Source organism: Psychrobacter halodurans (assembly GCF_017498075.1).
Lineage (GTDB): Bacteria > Pseudomonadota > Gammaproteobacteria > Pseudomonadales > Moraxellaceae > Psychrobacter > Psychrobacter celer.
Genome location: NZ_JAGBKN010000010.1, coordinates 77,830 through 101,422, shown reverse-complemented (window position 1 = coordinate 101,422; position 23,593 = coordinate 77,830). Strand labels below are relative to the sequence as shown.

At 39.5% G+C, this 23,593-nt stretch carries 16 protein-coding genes; 7 read left to right on the top strand and 9 right to left on the bottom strand.

What is annotated here, in order from left to right:
• Positions 1-21 precede the first annotated feature (21 nt).
• The 3 genes from J3491_RS06475 to J3491_RS06465 all read left to right on the top strand — a co-directional run bounded on the left by J3491_RS06475 (position 22) and on the right by J3491_RS06465 (position 3,185).
• Positions 22-639 (top strand): trimeric intracellular cation channel family protein, encoded by a 618-nt coding sequence (locus tag J3491_RS06475; RefSeq protein ID WP_207969578.1) that lies wholly within the window; start codon positions 22-24, stop codon positions 637-639.
• A gap of 550 nt (positions 640-1,189) precedes the next feature.
• The gene (locus J3491_RS06470; protein WP_207969577.1) at positions 1,190-2,569 is read left to right on the top strand and encodes a dihydrolipoyl dehydrogenase family protein; all 1,380 of its coding nucleotides are present in this window, start codon (positions 1,190-1,192) and stop codon (positions 2,567-2,569) included.
• Between the two features lie 52 nt (positions 2,570-2,621).
• Positions 2,622-3,185, top strand: coding sequence for a TetR/AcrR family transcriptional regulator (locus tag J3491_RS06465; RefSeq protein WP_207969576.1), 564 nt, complete (start codon positions 2,622-2,624; stop codon positions 3,183-3,185).
• A gap of 259 nt (positions 3,186-3,444) precedes the next feature.
• Here J3491_RS06465 and J3491_RS06460 read toward each other — a convergent pair whose 3' ends face one another.
• Complete coding sequence (locus J3491_RS06460) at positions 3,445-4,422, bottom strand: zinc-dependent alcohol dehydrogenase family protein (protein WP_207969575.1); 978 nt, start codon at positions 4,420-4,422, stop codon at positions 3,445-3,447.
• Positions 4,423-4,590: 168 nt separating this feature from the next.
• On the opposite strand from J3491_RS06460, the gene J3491_RS06455 reads away from it, so the two are divergent.
• From J3491_RS06455 to J3491_RS06445, 3 genes are all read left to right on the top strand, one after another.
• A complete protein-coding gene (locus J3491_RS06455; protein WP_207969574.1) occupies positions 4,591-5,484 on the top strand; it encodes a LysR family transcriptional regulator in 894 nt (297 codons plus the stop codon).
• A 203-nt stretch (positions 5,485-5,687) separates the two neighbouring features.
• The gene (locus tag J3491_RS06450; RefSeq protein ID WP_207969573.1) at positions 5,688-5,843 is read left to right on the top strand and encodes a hypothetical protein; all 156 of its coding nucleotides are present in this window, start codon (positions 5,688-5,690) and stop codon (positions 5,841-5,843) included.
• Positions 5,844-5,909: 66 nt separating this feature from the next.
• Entirely contained in the window at positions 5,910-6,134 is a 225-nt protein-coding gene (locus J3491_RS06445; protein WP_201546016.1) for a hypothetical protein, read from the top strand.
• Positions 6,135-6,477: 343 nt separating this feature from the next.
• Here the strand turns inward: J3491_RS06445 and J3491_RS06440 are convergent, their stop codons facing one another.
• Positions 6,478-7,353: a LysR family transcriptional regulator gene (locus J3491_RS06440; RefSeq protein WP_207969572.1), complete on the bottom strand. Its 876-nt coding sequence runs from the start codon at positions 7,351-7,353 to the stop codon at positions 6,478-6,480.
• A gap of 308 nt (positions 7,354-7,661) precedes the next feature.
• Here J3491_RS06440 and J3491_RS06435 point away from each other — a divergent pair.
• Positions 7,662-8,827 (top strand): IS3 family transposase gene (locus tag J3491_RS06435; RefSeq protein ID WP_207969571.1). Its coding sequence is split into 2 segments (ribosomal slippage): positions 7,662-7,920 and positions 7,920-8,827, totalling 1,167 coding nucleotides; the frame shifts between segments, so codons are not numbered across the junction.
• A 330-nt stretch (positions 8,828-9,157) separates the two neighbouring features.
• On the opposite strand, the gene J3491_RS06430 is transcribed toward J3491_RS06435, so the two are convergent.
• Genes J3491_RS06430 through J3491_RS06400 form a run of 7 tightly spaced genes read right to left on the bottom strand, consistent with a single transcriptional unit; the run spans position 9,158 to position 23,511 of the window.
• Entirely contained in the window at positions 9,158-11,005 is a 1,848-nt protein-coding gene (locus J3491_RS06430; RefSeq protein WP_207969570.1) for a phospholipase D-like domain-containing protein, read from the bottom strand.
• Complete coding sequence (locus J3491_RS06425) at positions 11,005-14,625, bottom strand: DEAD/DEAH box helicase (RefSeq protein ID WP_207969569.1); 3,621 nt, start codon at positions 14,623-14,625, stop codon at positions 11,005-11,007. Before J3491_RS06425 ends, J3491_RS06430 begins: the two co-directional genes overlap by 1 nt.
• 29 nt (positions 14,626-14,654) lie before the next feature.
• Positions 14,655-17,633 carry a type I restriction endonuclease subunit R gene (locus J3491_RS06420; RefSeq protein ID WP_207969568.1) on the bottom strand — a complete coding sequence of 993 codons (2,979 nt, stop codon included), beginning with the start codon at positions 17,631-17,633 and terminating at the stop codon, positions 14,655-14,657.
• Position 17,634: 1 nt separating this feature from the next.
• Positions 17,635-18,759, bottom strand: a complete 1,125-nt coding sequence (locus tag J3491_RS06415) for a restriction endonuclease subunit S (protein ID WP_207969567.1) — start codon at positions 18,757-18,759, stop codon at positions 17,635-17,637.
• Between the two features lie 2 nt (positions 18,760-18,761).
• Entirely contained in the window at positions 18,762-20,234 is a 1,473-nt protein-coding gene (locus tag J3491_RS06410) for a type I restriction-modification system subunit M (RefSeq protein WP_207969566.1), read from the bottom strand.
• The gene (locus J3491_RS06405) at positions 20,234-22,033 is read right to left on the bottom strand and encodes a DUF262 domain-containing protein (protein WP_207969565.1); all 1,800 of its coding nucleotides are present in this window, start codon (positions 22,031-22,033) and stop codon (positions 20,234-20,236) included. The genes J3491_RS06410 and J3491_RS06405 overlap by 1 nt, the downstream gene beginning before the upstream one ends.
• Positions 22,033-23,511 carry a type I restriction-modification system subunit M gene (locus J3491_RS06400; RefSeq protein ID WP_207969564.1) on the bottom strand — a complete coding sequence of 493 codons (1,479 nt, stop codon included), beginning with the start codon at positions 23,509-23,511 and terminating at the stop codon, positions 22,033-22,035. Before J3491_RS06400 ends, J3491_RS06405 begins: the two co-directional genes overlap by 1 nt.
• Between the last annotated feature and the right edge of the window lie 82 nt (positions 23,512-23,593).

Sequence of the window (23,593 nt, the reverse complement as noted above, 5' to 3'; positions counted from 1 at the left end):
TAGATTTAAGGTGAGTATTCCATGCTTTTGAGTATAGTTTACATTATTGGTATTACAGCAGAGGCAATGACGGGGGCACTAAGCGCGGGACGACAAAATATGGATTGGTTTGGGGTTATGCTTATCGCGAGTGTAACAGCGATAGGCGGTGGTAGTGTCAGAGATATCCTACTTGGTAACTACCCCTTAACTTGGGTAGAACATCCTAAATATTTATTAATCGTTTGTGTGGCTGGTCTTATAACGACTTGGTTGGCTAAATGGGTTGTTAAATTTAATGGCGTTTTCATACGTTTGGATGCTTTAGGACTAGCGGCCTTTAGTATCATTGGTTGTCAAGTAGGGCTTAACATGGGACTCCATTACGGTGTTTGTATAGTTGCGGCCATTGCAACAGGTGTATTTGGTGGATTGCTGCGTGATTTAATATGTCGCCAAACCCCATTGGTTTTACATCATGAGTTATACGCTTCAGTTTCTTTGATCGTTGCGTGTTTATATTTAACACTTCAGCATTTTGCTGTTAGTAGTAATATCAGCGTCATTATTAGTTTAGTTGCTGGTTACTTAATCCGTATGGCAGCGGTTAGAGCAAAGTGGCGATTACCCGTATTCCATTTGTTGGAAACTTCTAAATAAAATAGTGAACCCACCGTCATAAGAATGTCTACGAGCGGGCTGGGTTATTTTAGAGAGTCGTTAAGGCTCTCTATTTTTTTACCATCATACTGACTTAACGCCACTAATATGACGATCTAGCTAAGTTTTAACATGTTCATAAGCCTCATTAGGGCTTAGTAAGTATGGTATGTATAGCCTATTAGATGCTCACAAGACCTCTGAGATCTATTTTATGATCTAGGGCGTGTCCCTATTTTAAAAATGGTGATAAAAATGAGATAAATTAAAGGCAAACAAGGAAAATAGCGCAGGTAATATCAAGATATTGACCAGCTATTTGACACCGTTTGCCAAAGATTTAGCCATTTTTAGCCTATTTAGTCATAAACGCTTGAATTAGGGACACGCCCTAGTACATTTATTCAAAAAAGTCCAAACGAATACTTTAAAAAATACTGGTTATTTTTGAGTAAATCCATTAACCTACTAAAGGTAACCTACCTTAAGTAGGTTGACTTAGTAACAGGTTTCTTTAGTGAAATAAGTTTTGGTATAAAAGGGTTCTTTTATGAGCATAAGTGACTATAGTAAATCCAAATTGTTATACGACCTAGTGGTCATTGGTGCAGGGGCTGGTGGCTTGAACGCAGCATTGACTGCTATGGAATATGGGAAAAAAGTGGCTTTAGTAGAGCGTAATCAGCCAGGAGGAGAGTGTACATGGTCTGGCTGCATTCCTAGTAAAGCGATGATACAAATGGCAAAAGAGATTAAAATCTCAAAAAAATATGGTTCTATAGAGATAAACTCTGCTGACGTTTTATCAAAAGTACGAGCATTAATTCAGAAGGCACATCAAGCAGAAGCTGTACCTGTTTTAGAAGCTGCTGGAATCGAATATTTCTACGGTGAAGCCGTATTTTTGGATAAAGATACTGTTCAAGTAGGTACAAATACTTTGCAAGCAGAGAATATAATGATTGCCACAGGCTCATCGCCTGTCGTTCCAGATATCTTTGGTATTAACACAGTTGATTATCTAACAAATGAAAATATTTTTCTTTTGACAAACCTGCCTAGTAGCATCATTGTGTTGGGCGCTGGGGCTATTGGCGTTGAGCTGTCACAAGCAATGCAAGCGCTGGGCGTAGAAGTTAAACTGGTAGAAATGGCTCCTCATATTCTTTATCGAGAAGAAGTAGAGCTTTCTAAGTTACTACAGGAAGTCTTAGAAAAAGATGGGGTAGATATTCTTCTAAATCAACGTGCTATTGCTGTCTCAGAGGATGCTACAGGTATTCAGCTAACACTTTCTTCGCCTGAGGGAGAAGCCATCGTTTGTGCGGAAAAAATCTTGTTTGCTTTAGGACGGCAACCTAATCTGACGACGCTAAATATAGCCGATATTGGCATTAAAGCTACCTCGCAAGGAATCACGGTGAATGACTACTGTCAAACCAACGTCTCTAATATTTATGCAACTGGAGATGTGGTAGGGCCTTACCTTTTTTCTCATATGGCTGGGTATCAAGCACGAAATGTAATCCATAATTTATATGGTGTAGGAGCACAGCCTATTGACTTATCAGGTGTCGCTTGGTGTACGTTCTCAGACCCCGAGTTTGCTCGTTGTGGCTTAACTGAAGTTGAAGCAAGCACGGAGCATAATGATATCAAGACTTTTACGTTTGACTATGAAGATTTAGATCGTGCCGTTGTGGATCAAAAAACAATAGGTAAAGCAAAAGTAATTTGTGACAACAAAGGATTAATACTAGGGGCTTCTATTTTAGGAGAACGGGCGTGTGAATTGTTGGGTGAGTTACAGCTATTAAAGCAGAATCAAATCCCCCTACAGAAACTGCAGGAGAGCATACATCCCTATCCGGGATACAGCGAGTTACTTTTTTATTTAAGCATGGATGCAAAAGCATGTTTCATCGCTTAAAGTGTTAATCAATACGTATGAATAAAAGAAGGAGAGAGAGGTGGGTAAGCGTATGACAAAAGAAGAACGTCGTATTCAGTTATTGGCCATGGCTGATCAAATTGTTCAGGAGTCAGGTACAGAGGCTTTAACATTAATTTCATTAGCTGATTACGCAGGAGTTAGCAAGCCCATCACATATGAACACTTCGGCTCAAGAGAAGCGTTACTTTCAGCCCTCTATCAAAGCTATGATCAACGTGTAATTGAAGCTATTGAGCAAGCGGTGGCTGAGCAACCGCTCTCTCTCGAAGCCACCGTCGATAGTGTTGTTAAGTCATATCTTGCTTGCGTAGTACATTGCGGATCTCAATACGAGGAAATTATTGCCGCTTTACAAGCTTACCCTGGTTACCGAAACCTCAAAGCTGATATTCGATACTACTTTTCTAAAGCCTATTGGCAGATTTTACAGCCTCATTTAACAGGGTCTTTCCAAGAAAACAAGGGGGTGTTATACGCTATCCACGGTACAATCGATGCTATTTCAGATGCAGTAATGATGGAGGGGTTAAGTTATGAAGCTGCTGAAAGCCTTTTACGAAAATTAATTCTTACTGTAGTTAGGTCGCTATAAAAAATTACAGTGAGTCTGGAGTAAAGTCTTCGGAGTACCTGTTGGTATACTTCCTAAAGTGTTAGAAACTTCTAAATAAAATATGACCCTACCGTTATAAGGATGTCTACGAGCGAGCTGTGTTATTTTAGAGAGTCGTTATTATCTGTGAACACCTCATTTTTAACACAGCTATTTGACGCAGTTATTTAATACAGTCTGGCTGCAATTTATCTCGTTTTTATCGTCATGTTCAAAATGAGGACACGCCTGAATACTACTATACAGTGAGCGTAATTTTACCCACTGCTTTACCTGATTCAAGATGGTCATGCGCGCGTGCTACTTCCCAAATAGAGTAGTTACTATCATCTATGATAGGCGTGATTTTGCCACTATCAACCAGCTCTGCGATCATTGTCAGGATACGACCGTGCGATTCATGGTTGACGCCATGAAATAATGGGATGAGCACTAAAACACCGTGAAAGGATAAGGCTTTGAGAGCAACTTGCAATGGATCAGCAATCGGTAAAATAGTGGCGACATGGCCATTGAATCTAACGGCTTGAAAAGATTTTTGTATATTATCACCAGCTACTGTATCAAAAACTTTGTCAAAACCCACGCTGTCAGTATACGTCGCCACATAGTCATCAACCTCCGCTGTTGTATAATCCACTAGATGATCCGCGCCTAGTGTTTGTGCTAGTGCACGATTAGCAGGAGAGTAGGTAGCAGTGACTGTCGCGCCAAGTACTTTTGCTAGCTGAACGGCAAGATGACCAACGCCCCCTGTTGCACCATGAATCAAGATGTTGTCGCCTTCTTTGACATTCATTTTTTGTACGAGTGCCTCATAAGAAGTGAGTGCGACCAACGGCAGGGCTGCAGCTTGCTTCATACTGAGTGTTTTAGGCTTTTTAGCCATCAAACGCACATCAACCAACATGAATTCAGCAAGTGCACCATCAATACTGTTAAGGCCACCAGCCATACCGTAAACTTCGTCACCAACACTAAATTCAGTGACGTCGGCACCTATCTCGCTCACAATACCAGCTACATCACCGTGTAGTATCTCTGGCAAATTCTCCGACCAAGGCAGCTCGACTGAGCGCAGCATGGTATCAATAGGGTTCACACTAGTGGCTTTCACTTCCACAACCATATGACCTAGTGTTGCCGTTGGTTTTGGTTTTTCTTCCAATTGAAAAACTGCAGTTGTACCGATTTCTTTAATGATCATCGCTTTCATGTTATTACCCTTTACTGGTGTGAATGTCTTATTGTTTGTTTCAGGACAATAAGTTTAGACGTTGCTAATCCAGCAAACCATTACCCAGTAAACAAATTACTTTTGCTTTTTGAGCAAGCCATGGTTACAGTTAAATGAAATACCTATCAACTTAATAGAGGAGTGGCAATGAGCTCAATAAATCGACTGGCATACTTCAATAGTGTTGTCGAAACCGGTAGCATTTCAGAGGCCAGCCGCATCTTTGATGTACAGCCGTCTTCCATTTCACGGCAGTTAGCAGTGCTTGAAAAAGAGTTGGGCGTACGTCTGCTCAATAAAACGACCAGAAACACCAGTTTGACTGAAGCGGGGCACAAATATTACGAATACTCTCAGCGAATTGTGTCAGAGTTTGATAATGCCAAAAGAGCCGTTAATGATTTACAAATAACGCCACAGGGTAAGCTGAAAATCAGCATGACAGTTGGTTTTGGTGAAAGCATGGTATTGCCGTTAATACCGAAATTTATGTCGTTATATCCAGATATTGATATAAAAATTGAGTTAACAGAGCGGGTTGTAGATCTTATAGAAGAAAATATTGACGTGGCTATTCGAAGTGGACGCTTATCTGATTCGACCATGATTGCCAGACATTTGGTATTTAATGATTTTCTGCTGTGTGCAAGCCCCCAATATTTAAAAAATAATGGCACACCTCTTAGGATTGATGATCTAGCTAATCACCAATGTATCCGATATGGTTATAACGGTTGGAAAGAGTGGTTTTTGATAGCAGAAGATCGTAAAAAGTTGATGATTAATAGTCAGGTTTCAGTCAACTCGGTGAATGGTCAGAAGCAGCTGGTATTGAATCATACAGGTCTGACGCTAATACCATTGTGGGCTGTTAAAAGTGAATTGGCGAACGGGTCATTGGTTCAAGTCATGCCAGATCATATTTTTAGTCCCTATGAAAAACTTAGTGCTACTTACGCTATTTATTTGAAGCGAGATATGATCTCACCAAAAACACGCGTTTTTTTAGATTTTCTGGTAGAACAGATGATAGGGATTTGAGTTTGGGTCTACAGCTTGGTCGCACAAATTTTTATAGTCGATGATTGCTAAATACACTTTCATGAATATTGATGTTCTTAAAGACCGAGTATGAATAGTTTATGGAAAAATAGGAGAGCACCCAATCCGCGTATTATTTCATATACGATATATGCCTAAGCACTCATTACTTGATAGACGTACTTATTGGTTAGGATATTTATATGAATACTAAGATGATAATAATCATTGTTGTCACTGCCATCCTTGCGTTCTGGCTAGGCATCAAAGCCCATGAATTCTATTACAATGATATTTGTTTGGATCTGGGCGGTGGTCAGAATCCAGGAAACCATCATATTTGCGTCATTCAGCAATAACTATACTGCAATAACTTTTGAATAAAGATAAATTATTATTGCTAATTCTCATCTAACGGAGCTTTTATGACATCTAAATTATTTATCAGTGGTTCAATTATGCTGACCCTCGCTGCACTGTCTGGACTGATGGAGAGCTTATTTTACGGTGACATTGGTGCTGATGGCGTGCTCCAAGAAAGCTTGTTTTTACCTTTGGCTTTGATTTTTTTAGCCTTAGCCATCATCCTTTATGGCTTATCATTAATCATGCAGGTAAAAACAAGAGTGACAGGTACTCACATGAGCTAAACACTTATTCCCCAACTACATTATCAACCAGCATCACCTCTTCGCTCACTGTAAACGTTAGATCATGAACACTAGATCTGACGTTTTTATTTTGGTCAGTCTTTGTTGGGTATACTCAATGAAATCAGACAAACAGCCTCACTGAACATTTTTCGATACAGTACAGTTATAAAGTTCAATGCTAGGTACATATAATCATTTAGGGCGAGTCGTCAATTAGCACATTAATGCATTTAGTGGCCTTAAAATGGCTAAATTTTGCTAAACATTTTCAGTAATCTTGTCTATCTACCATTTTTCTCATTTTAAGCCTCACAATCTAATTGATGACACGCCCTAGGTTTCACTTTTTTAATAATTGTACGGCCATTTTTATAAATGCCTGTGCTGCAGGAGAAGCTTGCCGGGTACTGTGCAGTGCTAAACCAATCGTTCGTTTGTATTGCGGCGCTACTTGCCGAACCACATAGCCATCAGTTGGCAAAGCTTGAGGGAGTGCTAATTCAGCAACAAGGGCAACACCTTCTCCTTTTGCAACCAAGGCAATTGTCGTCATCAATTGGGTCGTTCTGTAGCGAATATCGGGGATCAGATCCTCGGATGCAAATAGCTTGGAAATGAGTTGCGCTGAACCAGCTTCAGTCAGAATAAAAGGAACATGACATAAATCTTGAAGTACAATTTCATCTTTATTCGCCAATGAATGTGTTTTAGGAATAAGAGCAACCATTTGATCTTCAATCAATGCAAAGGTATCAAAATGCTCATCAGGAAGTACCACAAAGCCAACATCAACACGCCGCTCTTGTAACCACTGTACGACCTGCTGATCATTTCCTTCATCAATACGCACCTCAATATTGGGAAATTGCTTACGGTAACTCTCTAGAATCTCAGGAAGTAAGCGCAAAGAAGAAGTAGGGCCGAAAGAACCAATACGCAGGCTACCTAGTTGCAATCCCTTAATATCAGCAGCTTCTTGGCGTATGGTCTCAGCCAACCCCAGTATTTCTCGAGCGCGGGGTAGTAATCGAGTGCCAGCGACAGTCAGTTCAGCTTGTGACTTATTGCGCTCGATAAGGCTTACTCCTAAATCTTCTTCGAGTTTTTTCAGTGTGTGCGAAACAGCTGACTGACTAATACCTAACTGTTGGGCTGCCAAGGTAAATCCACACAGCTCTGCAACGACCACAAATATTTCAAGTTGGCTAAACGTCATGACCTTTTGCTCATTTTACTATGACTTAACATTAGTGAAATACTATAGCACATATCAGGTTAACTCTTATATTGAGCGACATCATGCAACCAACTACCAGTACCTCTAACGACTTAGCTTTACCCTCTATCTGGCCAATATATTTCAAACTTGTCCTAGTCGCCTTACTGTGGGGAGGGACTTTTATCGCAGGGCGTTTACTTGCCGAATCGCTTTCACCGTTAATGTCAGCGATAGGCCGTTTGAGCGGTGGTGAAGAAACCTTACAACTAAACTTGGTAAACTAAGCGTATTGACAGGAGTTTACCATGACCAAGAAAGTAAGAACCTACAGTGACGAATTTAAAGCCGAAGCTGTTAAAAAGATAGCAGACAACAACGGCAATATTTCAGCGACTGCAAAGCAGCTTGGCATTGCCATGCAAACCTTATCGAACTGGCATAACAAAGCCAATCAAGGCAAGCTTATCGGCACAGAGCAATATGATCCTGACCTTATGAGTGCGCTTAAAGAAATAAAGCAGCTCAAGCGTCAGCTCAAAGTGGCTGAAGAGGAGCGCGAGATTCTAAAAAAGGCGACCGCGTACTTCGCGAAAAACAGCCCGTAAAGTACGCTTTTATCAAAGACAATCGTCAGATATTTAGCACCACTACTATGTGCCGTGTATTAAGCGTTAAGCCCTCAAGCTACTACGATTGGCTAAGTCGTGACATCAGCGAACAGCAGGTACACCGCAATCAGTGCGAGCTACTAGTTAAAGCCGCTCACAGTGAAATGAAAGAACGTTATGGCGTAGATCGATTGCATGCTCATCTAAGCAAACAAGGCCACAACATTAGCCTGTATATGGTAAGAAGCATCAAAGAGGAACACGGCATCAAATGCCGTCGTCATAAGCGCTTTAAAGTCACTACTGACTCAAACCACAACAAGCTGGTCTATGACAATGTTTTAGATCAGAGGTTTGACGCTAAGCGTCCTAACGAAGCATGGGTCAGCGACATTACCTATATCTGGACTGCTGAGGGCTGGTTATATTTAGCTGGAGTGAAAGATTTATACACCAAAGAGCTTGTCGGCTACGCTATCAATAAGCGCATGACCGCTGATTTAGTATGCCGTGCACTCAATATGGCAATCAAGAACAAACGACCTACTCAAGGACTGATTGTTCATTCAGATAGAGGTAGCCAATATTGTAGCCATGCGTACCATAAGATTATCGAGCAGCATAAGTTTACAGGCTCAATGAGCGGCAAAGGTAATTGCTATGACAACGCACCTATAGAAAGCTTCTGGGGCGTCTTGAAGAATGAACTAGTATATCATCAAGATTATAAAACGAGGTTTGCAGCCATTAGCGATATCATTGGGTATATTGAGCTGTATTATAATCAGACTAGGATTCAAAAGGGCTTGGGCTATCGAGCGCCAAGACAGGTGTGGTTTGACTACTATCGTCAGGCTGCGTAATTAAAATCTCCCAAGTTTAACTGTACGGATTTGACGGCAGGGGTCAGATGATGCCCCATCCAATTTTGCCAATAAAGCCGCCGATGAGTTCTGTGATGAATACATCGATTATCTCAGAAAGCAGCGTATGGAGGAATAATGACTATACCTGCCAGCATCGCAAAACAGCCGCTTATAGCGGCTGTTTTGCGTTTAGGATGATACCACCTTACAACTAAACCGGACTAACAACGCCCATAGAGCGAAATAACAGGCTTATCTATTAATCGTGGCTGGCACGTTGGGCTGTTTCAAAATCGTTTTTTGGTAATTGATAGCATTAGTTTGAATTTAAAGGCTTCTAAACACTTTAATAAAATCTTTAGCTACATCCCAACCTTTAATATAAATACCTATTTCATGATAAACCTCTAAGAAATTATTAGGAGCACTTGCAGACAGCCAATTTAAGCTAGTAATTAGCAAGTCATTATTATCCCAAGCTAATACCTTGGCATGACTGTTGGAGTGATGCGCACCCAATTGAGATAGAGAGTCGGCAGACTTCAGGTCATCATGCATCTCAACAATTTCTGAATGATCGATATAACTTGATTTCTTAGAGTAATAGTAATATTTTTTAGCTTCTGACTCTTTTAAAGCGTCAAATATAGGCCTTATAGGTGAGGTGTTTATAAAGTCACTTATAAGATATATCCTGTCTTTTGCTTGAGCGGCTAAGTCAATATAACTATGATGCTGGTGCTTTAAGACTAATCGCAGCTCTAGCTTTTCATTATTAGGAATATTAATGTCATTTGGTGTATCAACTATATTGCTTGAAAACCCTCGAAACTCCTTGCGCACTTTGCTGTCAAAAGTGCTTTTTCCGCAGCAAATATTAGCAGCAATCTCTAAAAAATATTTAGTAAATTGATCGTTATAAACAACAACTGACGCCTCAAATCTTTCAAATTTTGCATATAAGAAGTTGCATGAGCTGACCATAGTACACAACCCTCTGTCTCCATGATTGGTTATAACGAATTTTGCATGCGAGTCGGTACGCCTGAAGTCATTGTAATTTACAACATTTAGCATGCCTTCCTGATGGCAGCTTTCATTGAAGTCTCTTAATTTGCTTTCAACAGCCTTATCTTCACTATCTGATTTTTCAAAGTTTTCATCTGTTTCTTCAGCATTACTCTTTCCCCATAAAATATAAACTTGAACACCTCGTTTCAAAGCCTCTTTAATTTCTAGAAAAAAATGAGTATAGCCATCATCATTGACAATGCACCATTTACCTATGAAAGTAGAGTGAATGACTAGAAAGTCAGTAGAGGACTGAATTAGCTCAATGAGCTTGGCTTTGGCGTTTTGACCGCCGTAAACAAAATCTACATCGCCTCTCTTGGCAACAACCTTGATTTCATAGTTATTTTCATCTTTGCTCAAATGTGCTTTAAGCAAAGAATTATCGTCTTTGACTATAGTTGGAAGTGTATTTTCGATTTGTCTAATAAGCTTGTTATTCAGCTTCTTTACTTTGTTGTCATCGATTATCCTTCCTTTCTTACGACCTTCTATATACAACATATCTACCAGTAAATATTTTTTAGTAGTTAATGTATACACAGCCTCGTCACGTACGTTGTCTATCTTTTCATGCTCTCTGGCCATAACGCTGTACATTTTTGTGTATTTGGGATAAGAATTGCTATCATCTATAGGCAGGGTAACTATATTCTTGTTTTTATTAATCTCAGTCATATATCTTGCATGAGTAAGCAAAGTGGAGTCAAAACTATAAACGCTGTAATAGTTATCAAAATAATCTACAAAAACTTCTCTTCTTCTTTGATATTTATCGACCTTACAAATTAGTTCATGTTCTTTAACGCTTAAAGAATAGGCTATCTCACCCATCTCCGTTATTCTAAAAATAAAACTGTCTCTAGAAGTAACAATATCAATCCACCCAACATTACACATGGGTAGTAAAATCTGAATAACAACTTGAGTTTCTAGATTGGAGAAGTCGCTAAGACTCTTAACAGTCATCTCTCTTTGACTTAACTCTTTTAAGAAAAGGTAATCGATAATTGACCAATTGGTTTTTCTACTAATACTAAATGTATATTCATTAGTGAGGAATGGGATAGCAATCGTATATTTTATAGTGTTTTCTTTATTCATTAGAGGCCCAAAAATGATTTTGATTGAACAAAGTTAATGTTATTAAATACCTTATTTTCAGTATCAATTGAATGATCATTCATTAATTCAAAATCATCAATAAACATTTCAACAAAGATATTCAAAAAGTCCCTGTCCATATCGTCTAAATAACCCCTATTGTTAGCATAAGCTTTATTTTCAAGCAGCTGCCAATATCTGAATAAACCGAAACAGCCAACAATAATCATTTTATGTTTAGCTCTACTCAGCAATACGTTCATTCTGCGCATATCTGACAGAAAACCCAAAGCAGAAGTAATAGGCTGATAACTATTATGCCTTACTAGGCTAATGATGATAACGTCGGCCTGGTCACCCTGATAAGAGTCTACTGTTTTTGCTATGTCTTGATCATTATTTTTACTTAAAAAACAGCTATTTATCTCACTCTTTTCAACCAGGTTATTGATCATATTCACCTGATTGACATAAGGGCTCAGTATTTTGATTGAATAATCTTCATCACTATTAGTATGTATTTTGGATAATAATTCTTTAATAATACGGATTTCGTGTTTATTGACGTTCTTATTTTCAAGACTACGCATCCTAACGTCACTATTTTTATCAGGTAAATCGACCCATATTACTGCATTATCTTTATTTAGCCCTTCTAATTTAGAGTCCTTAAAGGCAAATGGGGATGCGCTATTATAGAAATCTGCGGTTTCAGGATAATCTTTTAATTTACCATCATATACAGCGTTAGAAACAATCCGAGAAATCTGAGGGTGCATTCTATGCTGTGTATCGATCATGCTACCAAAACTTTCTTTCCCTCGACTCCTAATACTTTCTGCACTTTGACACAGACTTTTGAATAAAGAAAAATATTTAGAAAGGTTGCTAAAATGCTCAGCTTTAGAGGTTTTGTTTATGTCAGCATAGTTAAAATCAAGATCAAAAATAATACCTTTTCTAAATCCTATATTTGACAGCTGCTCTATAACTAAGCCCATATCAAACTTACCAGAGTTTCTAATAATTTTTTGGACATCCTGTTCTGAAAATGCTGGAAGTTGCTTGTAATCACCAATAAGAACTCTTTTGCTGGATACTATCATTGGTGACACCAACTCGATACCTGATGTCTTACCGCACTCTTCCATAACAGATACATCAAAATTGATATTATTCTCTATCAATCCTTCCATTAATTTAGAGTTAGAGGTTGTAAATACTAGATTGGCAGCACGTAAAACTTGATTAAAAAACTTAGCGTCTGATTTACTAACAAATTTATCGAGCTTCTGCTTAATAAGCGGTTCTTTGGAGTATTTATTAAACATCTCGCTTTTTTTGAATTTATCAATATAAGGATTTGTTGCGTTCTGGATGAGTGTTTCTACATTACTACCATCGTCATTTTTTTTAGCCTTAAAGTTTGGAATGATAATTAGGCCATCAAAAGCCCCATGCTCTCTTAGCTTTTCAGTGATTTCATCGTAAAGCATATTGACAGTGGCATGACTCTGAGCAGACAAAAGCACCTTTGAGCTATTTTCTTCATGGAAAAGATAATCTACATAGGTGGTTATAAGGTGTGTTTTACCCACACCTGGAGGGCCTTCAATGAAGTAGTTTGGTTGGGTTTTCACCAAAGAAGAAAACACTTCTTTTTTGGATTCATCTAATGAAGTAAGAGAAGCCTCAAGATCAAATTTGCGAGAGGTGACAAAGAATTTTTTGGCCGGGTCTGCGATACTTGATATTAAAGAGCTTTGATTGAGTAAAAAATAAAATATTCTCGCCCGCCTTTCAATTTGGGCGATTGTTCCGTCATGGTCTTTAGGGTAAATTCTAACTAATTCTTCTGATAGATTGTTTATGCTCCGCTCTAACGGTTGTTTTGTGGAGAATATATAACCTAGCTTTGGTGACTGCCCTATATATTGCGCATCTAACTTGTCTTTTCTTTCCATGCTTCTACGAGGGTTGGTAGTAGTTTCAATAACCCATTTGTCAGTAAGTTTAGAGGGATCGCTAAAATGTTGTTTAAATCTATCAAAAGGCTGTCTTAGGCTTAGTGAGTCTGATAGCTTGTTATTAATATCATTATTTTCTTTTTTGTACTCTAATGTATAATAAAATAGCCCATCATCTAGGATTAACCCTTTTCCTTCTTTTAGCCGATCATCTTCAATGCGATCTAGGCTAACTAGGTACTTTTCCGTTTCCGAGCGCGCTACGTCAATCGCAAAAGATAACAATAACCCCTGAAGGCATTCTAGCTCAGAGTCTGTATACTTCTGCTCTTTTTTGAATTGTATTAACTTTAGCTTCCATGAGTTTTCATCCGAAAATTCGTTCTTTTGCATAAGCCTAAATGCATTAGGTACAAAAACCAAATTCCCCTTAATTTCAATGGTTTCTGCGTAGTTCAGCCAGTCAGGGACGCTATCATATATTGCCGTTATGTAGGAAACATACCAATCACCAAAGTTATCGTGCCTGAACTCTTTAAATCTATATAGAAAATTCTTCCCTTTTAAAATAAATTCATTGCGATACCTATCATTGAATACACGAAAGGGGTCTAATGTAATATCTTCTTTGATAATGTCGATAACATCAGACTTTGTTAGATTCTGAGCATCATAATTTTGAACTGCATTGTTGATTAAGTAGTTTTTAATAACCTCTCTAATATCACCAAATGTCTCAGATTCAAAGCTTGCTGTTGTGATATGAAATACCGGCGAGAATGAATTATCAACTTCTGACAAGTCTGTAATGGCTTGCTCTACTAATAACTTTAGCTGAGTCTTATCCACTAATTTAGTATGGCCGGTTGAATGGCCCTCTAGTAGAAGTCTTACCACCAATGCTTCGTTGCGCAGTAGTTTTTCTTGAAAACTGTCGGACTCAATTCCCAATAATTCTAATATTAAAACACCTAAGTCGCTCCAGTCTTGATGAGTCGTGCAAATAACATCCTTGTGCTCACCCATAAATATAGGTTTATTAATCTTGTTAAAATCTAATGACTTTTCAAAACCACTCAGCACAAATCTTTCTGTGTCGTCAACTTCTTCGCTTTCTTTATAAATAACGCTATTAGTACTGATGTTTCTGTGAATGATGTCTTGGCCATGCAATATCTCAATACCCTCTACCAGCCTTAATACGTTTTTCCATAAAAGCATTCTACTGGTAGTAGACATTATCTTGTTTTTGCTTAACCAATGACTTTTGCTCTTAGAAAACAAACCTATCCTTGCGGGCTTGGCTTCTACTTCTAGTAGCTTGGTATCCAGTATTTTAGACTCTTCATCAGTTGGGTAAATTAAGCAGTAATTACCACTGTTATCGATAAAGCTATCATGGATTACTTCAAGATATTTTTCTGCATTAGTAACAGACTTTAGCTTATTTAATTGCCGAGTTTCATTTAACCAAATCTCTTTGGCCAACTCTTCATTAAGTGAGTTTTTTGCATACCAAAATTTCAGTTTAAACACTGTGTCATTATCTAAATACTTCCACACTTCTAGTAAATCGGTCTGTGACTCTTCTTTAATTCTAATCTTGAGTTCATCATCTATTGAGTCTATAAATGCCATTGTTGTAAGTTCCATATGAATGCTGTAGCTGCATACTTAATAAATTAATAATACTCTTTAATATAAGCATAGGCTCGATTGAATAGCTCTTGGTCCTTATGTAGCTTATACTTCAACAGTGCTTTGCGTAAGGACTTTTGTACTTCGCGCTCGCCAGCGCTGGTGGTTTGCCAGCCAGGAAAGCGAACAATTCTCACAATGGCATCGATATCAGCCACAATGCGTTCGACCACTGCCGGTGTTTGATCTGTTTTTAGCTCTAAAAACAACTCAGACAAAGCGGCTGTCGGTGATTTCTCTTGAACATCAATCTCTAGCTCTTTTTCTGCTTGTACCGTTTCCTTAGCAATCTTACAAAGCTCTTTTACAAAATCAATTGAAGCTACTAAACCTTTCTCAGCTTTATCACGTAAAGCTTCGAGTCGTTCACTTAGAGATTTAAAAGTAGGTAACTCTCCGGCATTCTTGAAACGCTCAATTAATGCCTTCTCTAACTGCTTTACTTTTTTCGGACTAGGATTATTGAAGATTTCCTCGATGATATTTGCATCCATTACAAACTCATCTAATACATGCACGCTACCCACATGCACGTTGTCATGGATCAATTTGGTAGTCTGTGCACCCAGTGTCAACCAAAGCAGTTTTCCGGTACTGTCTGAAGCGGGTTTAACCGATTCATAAACCTGAGCCAGCCACTTATAGTCTTGGTTATAGCTATCTAACACTGAATCCGGTGATAACGACTCCCAAAGCTTAAATAAAAACTGAAAATCCAACGCAAAAGCATCTTTCTTTTCATTATTGGCTATAGCATTCTGTGCCGCTTCTAGGCCTTCAAAGCCTTCTAAGGTCCTATCCACACATTCAAAGTGAGACAAGGCATTGTTCATAGCTTGTGGTAGCTGTTCGCGTAGCTCTGACAGGTTAGTAATGATTTGCTGAGCACCTAGCTCATCGAACTCTAGTGCTTTTGCTGCATCATCAAACACACCAAAGTAATCAACAATGCAGCCAAAGGTCTTGCCTGGATATAGACGGTTGGTTCGGCAAATAGCTTGTAGCAAGGTATGGTCTTTCATGGACTTATCTAAGTACATGGTCTGACAAATAGGCGCATCAAAACCGGTTAAAAGCTTTGCAGTAACGATAATAAACTTCAGCTCTGAGCTTGCATCATTAAACTCATCAACAATTTTTTCTTGTTGGCTCTTGTCTATAGCCCATTTTTTCTTAAACTCAAAATCATCGTTAGCAGTAGTGGAGATAACTACCTTACTGGCCGCTTCATCAAAGTGCTCATCTAGTGCCTCTTTATACAAAACACAAGCGTGACGATCTGGCGTTACTATCATTGCCTTAAAGCCGTGAGGCTCTACTTTCTCCATAAAATGGATAGCAATGTCTTCAGCTATTTTAGTAATACGCTCAGGCGACTTTAAAAAGGCTGCCATTTTGGCTGATTTTTTGTTTAAGGCATCGGCGTCTTCATCACTCAGGGCTTGGCTTTCTTTAAAGTCAGCAAAGGCTTTATCGAGCAACTCTTTATCAATATGCACATCAACCAAGCGTGGCTCAAAATGCAAGGGTAGGGTGGCTTCATCACGAATGGAGTCATGGAAGGTATAGCGACTCATATAGCCGCCTTGGTCTTCCTCGGCACCGAACGCCCAGAACGTATTCTTATCCGCTTTATTAACGGGCGTACCCGTTAAGCCAAATAGAAATGCATTAGGTAATGCTGCGCGCATCTGACGCCCTAAGTCGCCTTCTTGAGTACGGTGGGCCTCATCTACCAGCACGATAATATTATCGCGGGTATTCATATTAGGCTTGGCGTCACGGAATTTATGAATGGTAGAAACGATTATCTTACGGGTATCACGCTCAAGCATCTGCTGCAATTCTTTGATGCTTTCGGTGCTCTCTACGTTAGCGATGTCTGCAGCGTTAAAGATGCCACTTATCTGTGTGTCTAAGTCAGTTCTATCTACCAGCACAATAACCGTTGGGCTTTTTAGCTTGGCTTCACGGCGCAGTTTTTGTGCGGCAAATACCATCAGTAAGGATTTACCTGAGCCTTGAAAGTGCCAGATTAGGCCCTTTTTGATTTTACCTTCAACGACGCGTTCAACAATTTTATTCGCGCCTTCATACTGCTGAAAGCGCGGTATAATTTTCATGCGCTGTTTTTTCTTATTACTGCTAAACAGTGAGAAGTTACGCATGATATCGAGCAGGCGCGCAGGGTTGAGCAGATCTTTTAATTCTTTACCGACTCCACCTAGACCAAAGCTTCTAGCAACAGCGTCGTCATCATTACTTAGACGCCAAGGTGCCCAAAACTCTAGTGGACAGCGTACAGAGCCATAAAAGAACTCTTTTCCTTCGGTAGCAAATGACAGGATATTAGGCACAAATAACTGTGGTACCGCGTTTTCATAAATATTATGTATTTCATGCGCGCCGTCTAGCCAGCTAATAGAGGGGCGAATAGGGGTTTTGGCTTCACCGACGACGACAGGAATACCGTTAATCATCATAACGATGTCGGGGATTTTGGTTTCTCTATAATGAATACGAAACTGGTTGGTAATGACGTACTGGTTGTTATCGAGGTTTTCAAAGTCGATTAGGCGAATAGACACATGATGATTATTCTCACCAAAAGGCATAGTCTTTTCGCCGGTTAACCACTGGAAAAACTCTTCGTTGGCTTTAACCAAACCAACTTGGTTCACCGAAACTAGAATAGCGCGTAAGGCGTGAATAACCTCATCAGCCAAGGCAGGATTCGCTTGGATCTCAGGATTTAAGCGCAACAGAGCTGCTTTTACTTGCGATTCAACCAATACTTCATTAACGCTACGACCAAGCTGTTCTGCCGATTGGAACTGCCATTGGGCACCATACTGACGGCGTGGTTCATTAACTTGGCTGCTGTCTTGAGACGCATTTAAATTAACACCGCTCATTTGATTGATGATGTAGTGCTCGACGCTGTTTAATTCAGTGAAGGACATTTTAGAAGACCTTGTTATTTAAGCTTTTTTGCAGCTCTTTATTTTGACTTATCTTTTCAATTGCTGATTTTTCTATACCCGCGTATAGAGCCATTTTATCTAAAACAGGTTTTTCATCCTTCAATACTTTAATGTTGTATTCACCTACTATCTTATGATTTACCCTTGGCATTTTTGTACCGAAGCCTTTGCTGGTAACATAATCAACAAAAGGTTTACTATGTAGATGGTACAAAACATACGGTTTAGAAGCCAAGGCAGTTTCGTATATCAATAGTTCTGTAGTTGAAACTGCATCAAAGTCAGCAATAAAAGCTTTATCTAAATAAGGTCTGAGTTTGCTATAACATAAGTCGCCTTTATCAATTAAATTACATTGTGCTAGAGCGTCTTTAGAGTCACCAAAATCAGAACAAAAATAAGACCCTGACTCAATATGCTCTAATCCAATATATTTTGACCTTTCGTGTGGAGGAAGGCTTTTGCTTTTCTTTTGCTTTAATATTTTAAATAGCGGTATCGATTCACCATTTGTTGATGCTACAAGTGATTCGAATACAATCCCTTTAGCAACCCTAGTTTGTGATAATAAACATTCATCTGCTTCTATTAGGCTATCAATTGAATTAAACAATTCCGCAAAACTTGATTGAATATGTTTTGGTGGAATTAAGAACTCTTGATGCTTCAACGTTCCCCAATTAATAGTTGGTGAAAGCGAACCAACAGAGATATCAACAGCCCGGTTCATAAACAAATCAGAGTGGATAAAGAATGGAAACAGGTCTGGATGAATTACATTAGGGTTAGCTCGTAACACTAGAGCATGTGCTGAGCAAAACCCATCCCACGTAGCAATACCGGCTTTGCGCTGATAAGCACGGCGACGACCAAAGATAATATCACCCTTATAAAATCTAATTTTTGTCCCATTTACATCATCAGGCGTACCATGCCGCTTAATATGCAGGGATTCTGAATCAATATGCTCTAGGCCAACATACACCTCTAAGTCAGTGTCATTAGGGTCAACACGCTCTGAAATGTTTTGGGCGATTTCATCAAAGCGGTAGGTTTTCCAGTCTGACTTATCCAAGTTATTGAGGTTAATTTTTTCTATTGCCATGATTAACCTAGCTCCTTAAATAATTGTTCCATACTGGCTTTTAATTGCTCAGAGGATTGAGTCCAGTTGGTTAAAGCGTCGTCGAGGCTTATTTGTTCTTCACTACTATCAACATTACTCACATATAGAGCCATATTCAGGCTGGCATTATGCTTTAGGACGTCCTCAGTGCTGACCACTTTGCAAAAGCCTTCTTCATCTTTGTACGTCGCATAGGCGTTATAAATGCGTTCAATATGACTGTCTTCTAAAAAGGCAATATTCTTGTCTTGACGCACTTCTTTGACGGCGTTGATTATAAGTATCTTACCTTGCTTGCTTTCATCTTTTTTAGTCTTAGTAATCAGCAGGCAAGCTTCCATTGGCGAGTTATAGAACAAGTTAGGCCCCAGACCGATCACACACTCCACCAAATCTTCTTCGATCATTTTGCGGCGCATCTGCATTTCAGCATCACGAAATAGAATGCCGTGCGGCCATAAAGAAATAGAGCGGCCATTACCTAAATCGAGACTCTTTTGAATGTGCTGTTGGAATGCATAATCCGCACAGCCTTGCGGTGGTGTACCCCAGAGATTTCTACCATAAGGATCGTTTTCAAAAAACTGTCTATCCCATGACTTAATCGAGTAGGGTGGGTTAGCCAAAATCACGTTGAACTTTTTCAGTTCACCATTTTCTATTAAGCCTGGATTGGCTAAGGTATCGCCACGCACAATCTCAAACTCTTCTATGCCATGCATAAACATATTCATGCGCGCAATGGCAGAGGTCAACAGATTAATCTCTTGGCCGTAAAGTTTTAGCGTGCGGTACTCTTTGCCTTCATCTTTTAAATGCAGCGCACAGTTAAGTAATAAACCACCAGAGCCACAAGTTGGATCGTAAACCGATTCGCCTGGCTGTGGGTCCATGATCATAGTCATCAGCTTGACTACCGTACGATTGGTATAAAACTCAGCCGCCGTATGGCCACTATCATCGGCAAACTCTTTAATCAGGTACTCATAAGCGTTACCCAGTTTATCGTCAGGGACAGTGGCGAGATTGAGCGTGTGCTGCGAGTAATGTTCAATAAGGTTGGTCAGCATGGCATCGGACAAGCGATCTTTGTTAGTCCAGCTGGCATCCCCAAAGATACCCTGTAAGGTATCAGGATTGGCTTGCTCAATAGCACGCATAGCGCTTTGCAATGCTTGACCGATATTGACCGTAGTTTCACGAACGTCTTGCCAGCGCGCACCTTCTGGAATTTGGAAATGGTGGTTTTCAGCAAAGGCAGCGTATTCCATATCTCCGTCTGACTCAGCTAGTGCTCTCTCAAACTCTTCATCGTACACATCAGATATACGCTTAAAGAATAGTAAAGGGAAGATATACTGCTTATAGTCGCCAGCATCAATGGTGCCGCGCAGGGTAGTGGCTGCGCCCCAGAGGTATTTTTCTAAGGATTTTTGGTCAAGTTCTTGGTTCATTATTTAGCATTCGCCTCCGCGCTAGTAGCTCCCTCTTGTTCCTTTAAAGTCACATTTAATATTATTGCCAGCCGGTTTTTTAAGTCTTGCCGACGCTTGGCAGTGAAAGACAAAAAGTCATCAAACTCTAAAGATTGGTTGGTGCTAATATGATTTTGAATTAAAAATGCATTTCGATCGCTTTGCTCTGGAAAAATTACAGAGAGCCATTGTTCAAAAGGCTTATCACGCTTTTCAATATTTTGAGTAGCTTGCAATAACTGCAAGTTTGGCAGGATATCTCGCTGAGAGATATACGCATCTACTTTATTTTCATCGTAGCCTTTAGCACGCAATGCTTTCTTCTTAAAAAATGCTTGAGGGTGAATATGATCTTGGTGATACTTATAATTATTATTTAAGCCTGCATACAACAATGATAATACGCTATAGGTCTTAGCTTTGCCGTAGCGAGAATCTAACAGGCTATCTATATCATCTTCAGAGAATGTAATTGATTTGCGACTGCCTTTGTAATTATTAATAATCTCTGCCAACGGAAACTTACCAATATTGGCACTTATAAGATCACGCATTTTGGGGTATACCGAATCTGGCGTTCCACCAAACGTCCCTTTTAACAGCACTCGCGATAACCATTCATTGAGGCTTTTTCTATCTTGCTCTCTATCTGCATGATGTAAGATGGTATTTTCGAAGTTGTTTTTATAAATAAAATAAGCTATTGGTATTAATGCATTATTAGCAGTTAAGTTGTCTTTGTTGTAACCAAACTTAGCAACCAGTTCAATAGCTGAACGCATAGCTAATGATGTTTTATCCCAGTTTCTTTCAATGGTCGCCATATTCTCACGATTGAAGTTATCGACCTTAAACTTTACATCTTTGAAATCTGCCATAACTAAGCATGACTTAAGTACGAAATCTTTATTGAAACTAAATCCATCACCTATATTGTTTATTTCATCAACATACTCGTGAATAACCTCACGCGCATCTTTTTCCTTCCATTGTGCGGTTGCTATCGATAACAATAAGTCTGAATAACTGAGCTTAGTACCACCGCTATTGATACGAATAAAAATTTGCAACACTTTGTCTAGTTCTTCACTTTCTTCTTGGTAGTAACTGATGGTGCCTTTTTGATGAATAACGTTAAAAAAACCATTTAGAGTATTAATGGCGAATTCTGATTGCTGCTCTGTATAGACCGATGTGTCCATAAGTTTGTTTTTCATGAGATACATTGATGTTTTACTCATATCAGTAATATTGAGTATCTCACTGCATTGAAACCAGAAGTATCCTTCTGTTGGTTCTGCCTCTTTTTCTGTCAGAAACTTAAATTCGTATTCTTTTTCCAATTCATCTGATGGTTTTAACAAGTTGAGGTAGAGTTTTTTCTCTGGGTAGGCGTGCGCACTGCTCTTACGGTAATAAGGCATTTTTTTTGCGTAACTTCCGGTTAAGCCAATACATAATGATGTCATTCTTTGCTGGCCGTCCAGTAGCGCTATTACGTCCTCATCGTTGCTTAGTTCAGCCTTACGGTTATGCCGACACTTTTTCTGATGGTACTTATTGAGAAACTCATAAAACTGAAATTCGTTAATTTTATTCTTATCAACCTTCCAAAATAAGAATGTGCTAATAGGGTAATCGCGCATTAAAGAATCAAACAGAGTCTCAATTTGATTTGTGCTCCAGACAAATTCACGCTGGATTGATGGCAAAACGTAATGACGCTTTCTTATATTATCTAGGGCATTTTTTATTGTAATGGGGATTTGATAGGCCATTATAAAAATTTCTCCAATACTGTTTTAAATTCTTTTTCCGCTTCCAGGCTGGCTTGCCATGCTTGTTTTAAGTCCGCCATCGCTTCTTCTACACTGGGCAGGTTGTCCTCTATAATCTTCTCGACATAGAGCGGAATATTGAGATTAAAGTCATTTTCTTTTAAGTCTTCAAAACTGGCTACCTTGGCGTAGTTCTCAACATCTTGATAGTCGCTATACCACTCATATATTTGCTGAACATGCTCGGGCTCTAAGTGGTTTTGGGCACGGCCCACCCGTATTTGTTCAGAAGCATCAATAAACAGCACCTTGCCTTTTTTATCTGCATCTTTGTTTTGTTTAAAGACCATGACACATGCGGCTAACTGTGTTCCATAGAATACATTAGGACCTAAGCCTATGACGGCTTCTAGAATATCTTGTTCTAGCAAGGCTTGACGAATTTTACCCTCGGCACCCTTACGAAATAGGGCACCATGAGGCAATACCACGGTCATACGACCTGTATTGTTCATGGATCTAACCATGTGCTGTACCCAAGCCATGTCGCCATTACCTTTAGGTGGCACGCCGGCGATATTGCGTCCATAGGGGTCATTAGCCCAATTATCTGCGCCCCAATCTTTGAGTGAGAACGGTGGGTTGGCGATAACACAGTCAAAGGTCTTCAGTCCATCTGCTTGAAAGAAGGCCGGCTCGCGCAGAGTATCACCACGGACGATCTCAAAGTCCTCTATACCGTGCAAAAACATATTCATACGTGCGATCGCACTAGAGGTTAGATTTCTTTCTTGGCCATAGAGCTTGAGCGTACGGAAGTCTTCATTGTTATGTTTCAGGTTATCGACACACTCGAGTAGCATACCTCCGGTCCCACAAGCCGGATCATAGACAGACTCACCTTCGTGCGGATCAAGAATGAGACCTAGCAAATGTACGACCGATCTCGGGGTATAAAACTCACCTGCTTTTTTATTGGTCAAGTCGGCAAAGTGCTTGATTAGATACTCATAGGCATTACCTAGCATATCTGGATTGGCATTTTCATGGCCTAAACGATACTGCGAGAAATGCTCAATAAGGTCGATCAATAGCTTATCTGGTAGCTTGTTTTTGTTACTCCATTGAGCATCACCAAAGATACCGTACAAGAAATCTTGATTGGCGTGCTCAATGCCGCGTAAGGCTTGCTCTATGGCTTGACCTACATTCGTGGTGGTTTCGCGTACGTCGTTCCAGTGGCAGCCTTGTGGGATTTCAAATCGGTGCATTTCTGGCATAGAGGCATATTCGATATCACCGTCAGACTCTGCTAAGGCTTGTTGGTACTCTTCGTCATAAACGTCGGAGATACGTTTGAAAAATAGAAGGGGGAAAATATAGACTTTGAAATCTGAAGCATCGACGGGACCTTTTAAGATCCAAGCCGCTTTGGATAGGTATTGTTCTAACTGGGACAGTGATAAAACGTCACTCATTAATAGATTCTCTCAATAAAGCAGGTATGGATAAAATGTAGTAGGCTAAAAAATGGCAGACTAAAATCAAATTTTTACTGTA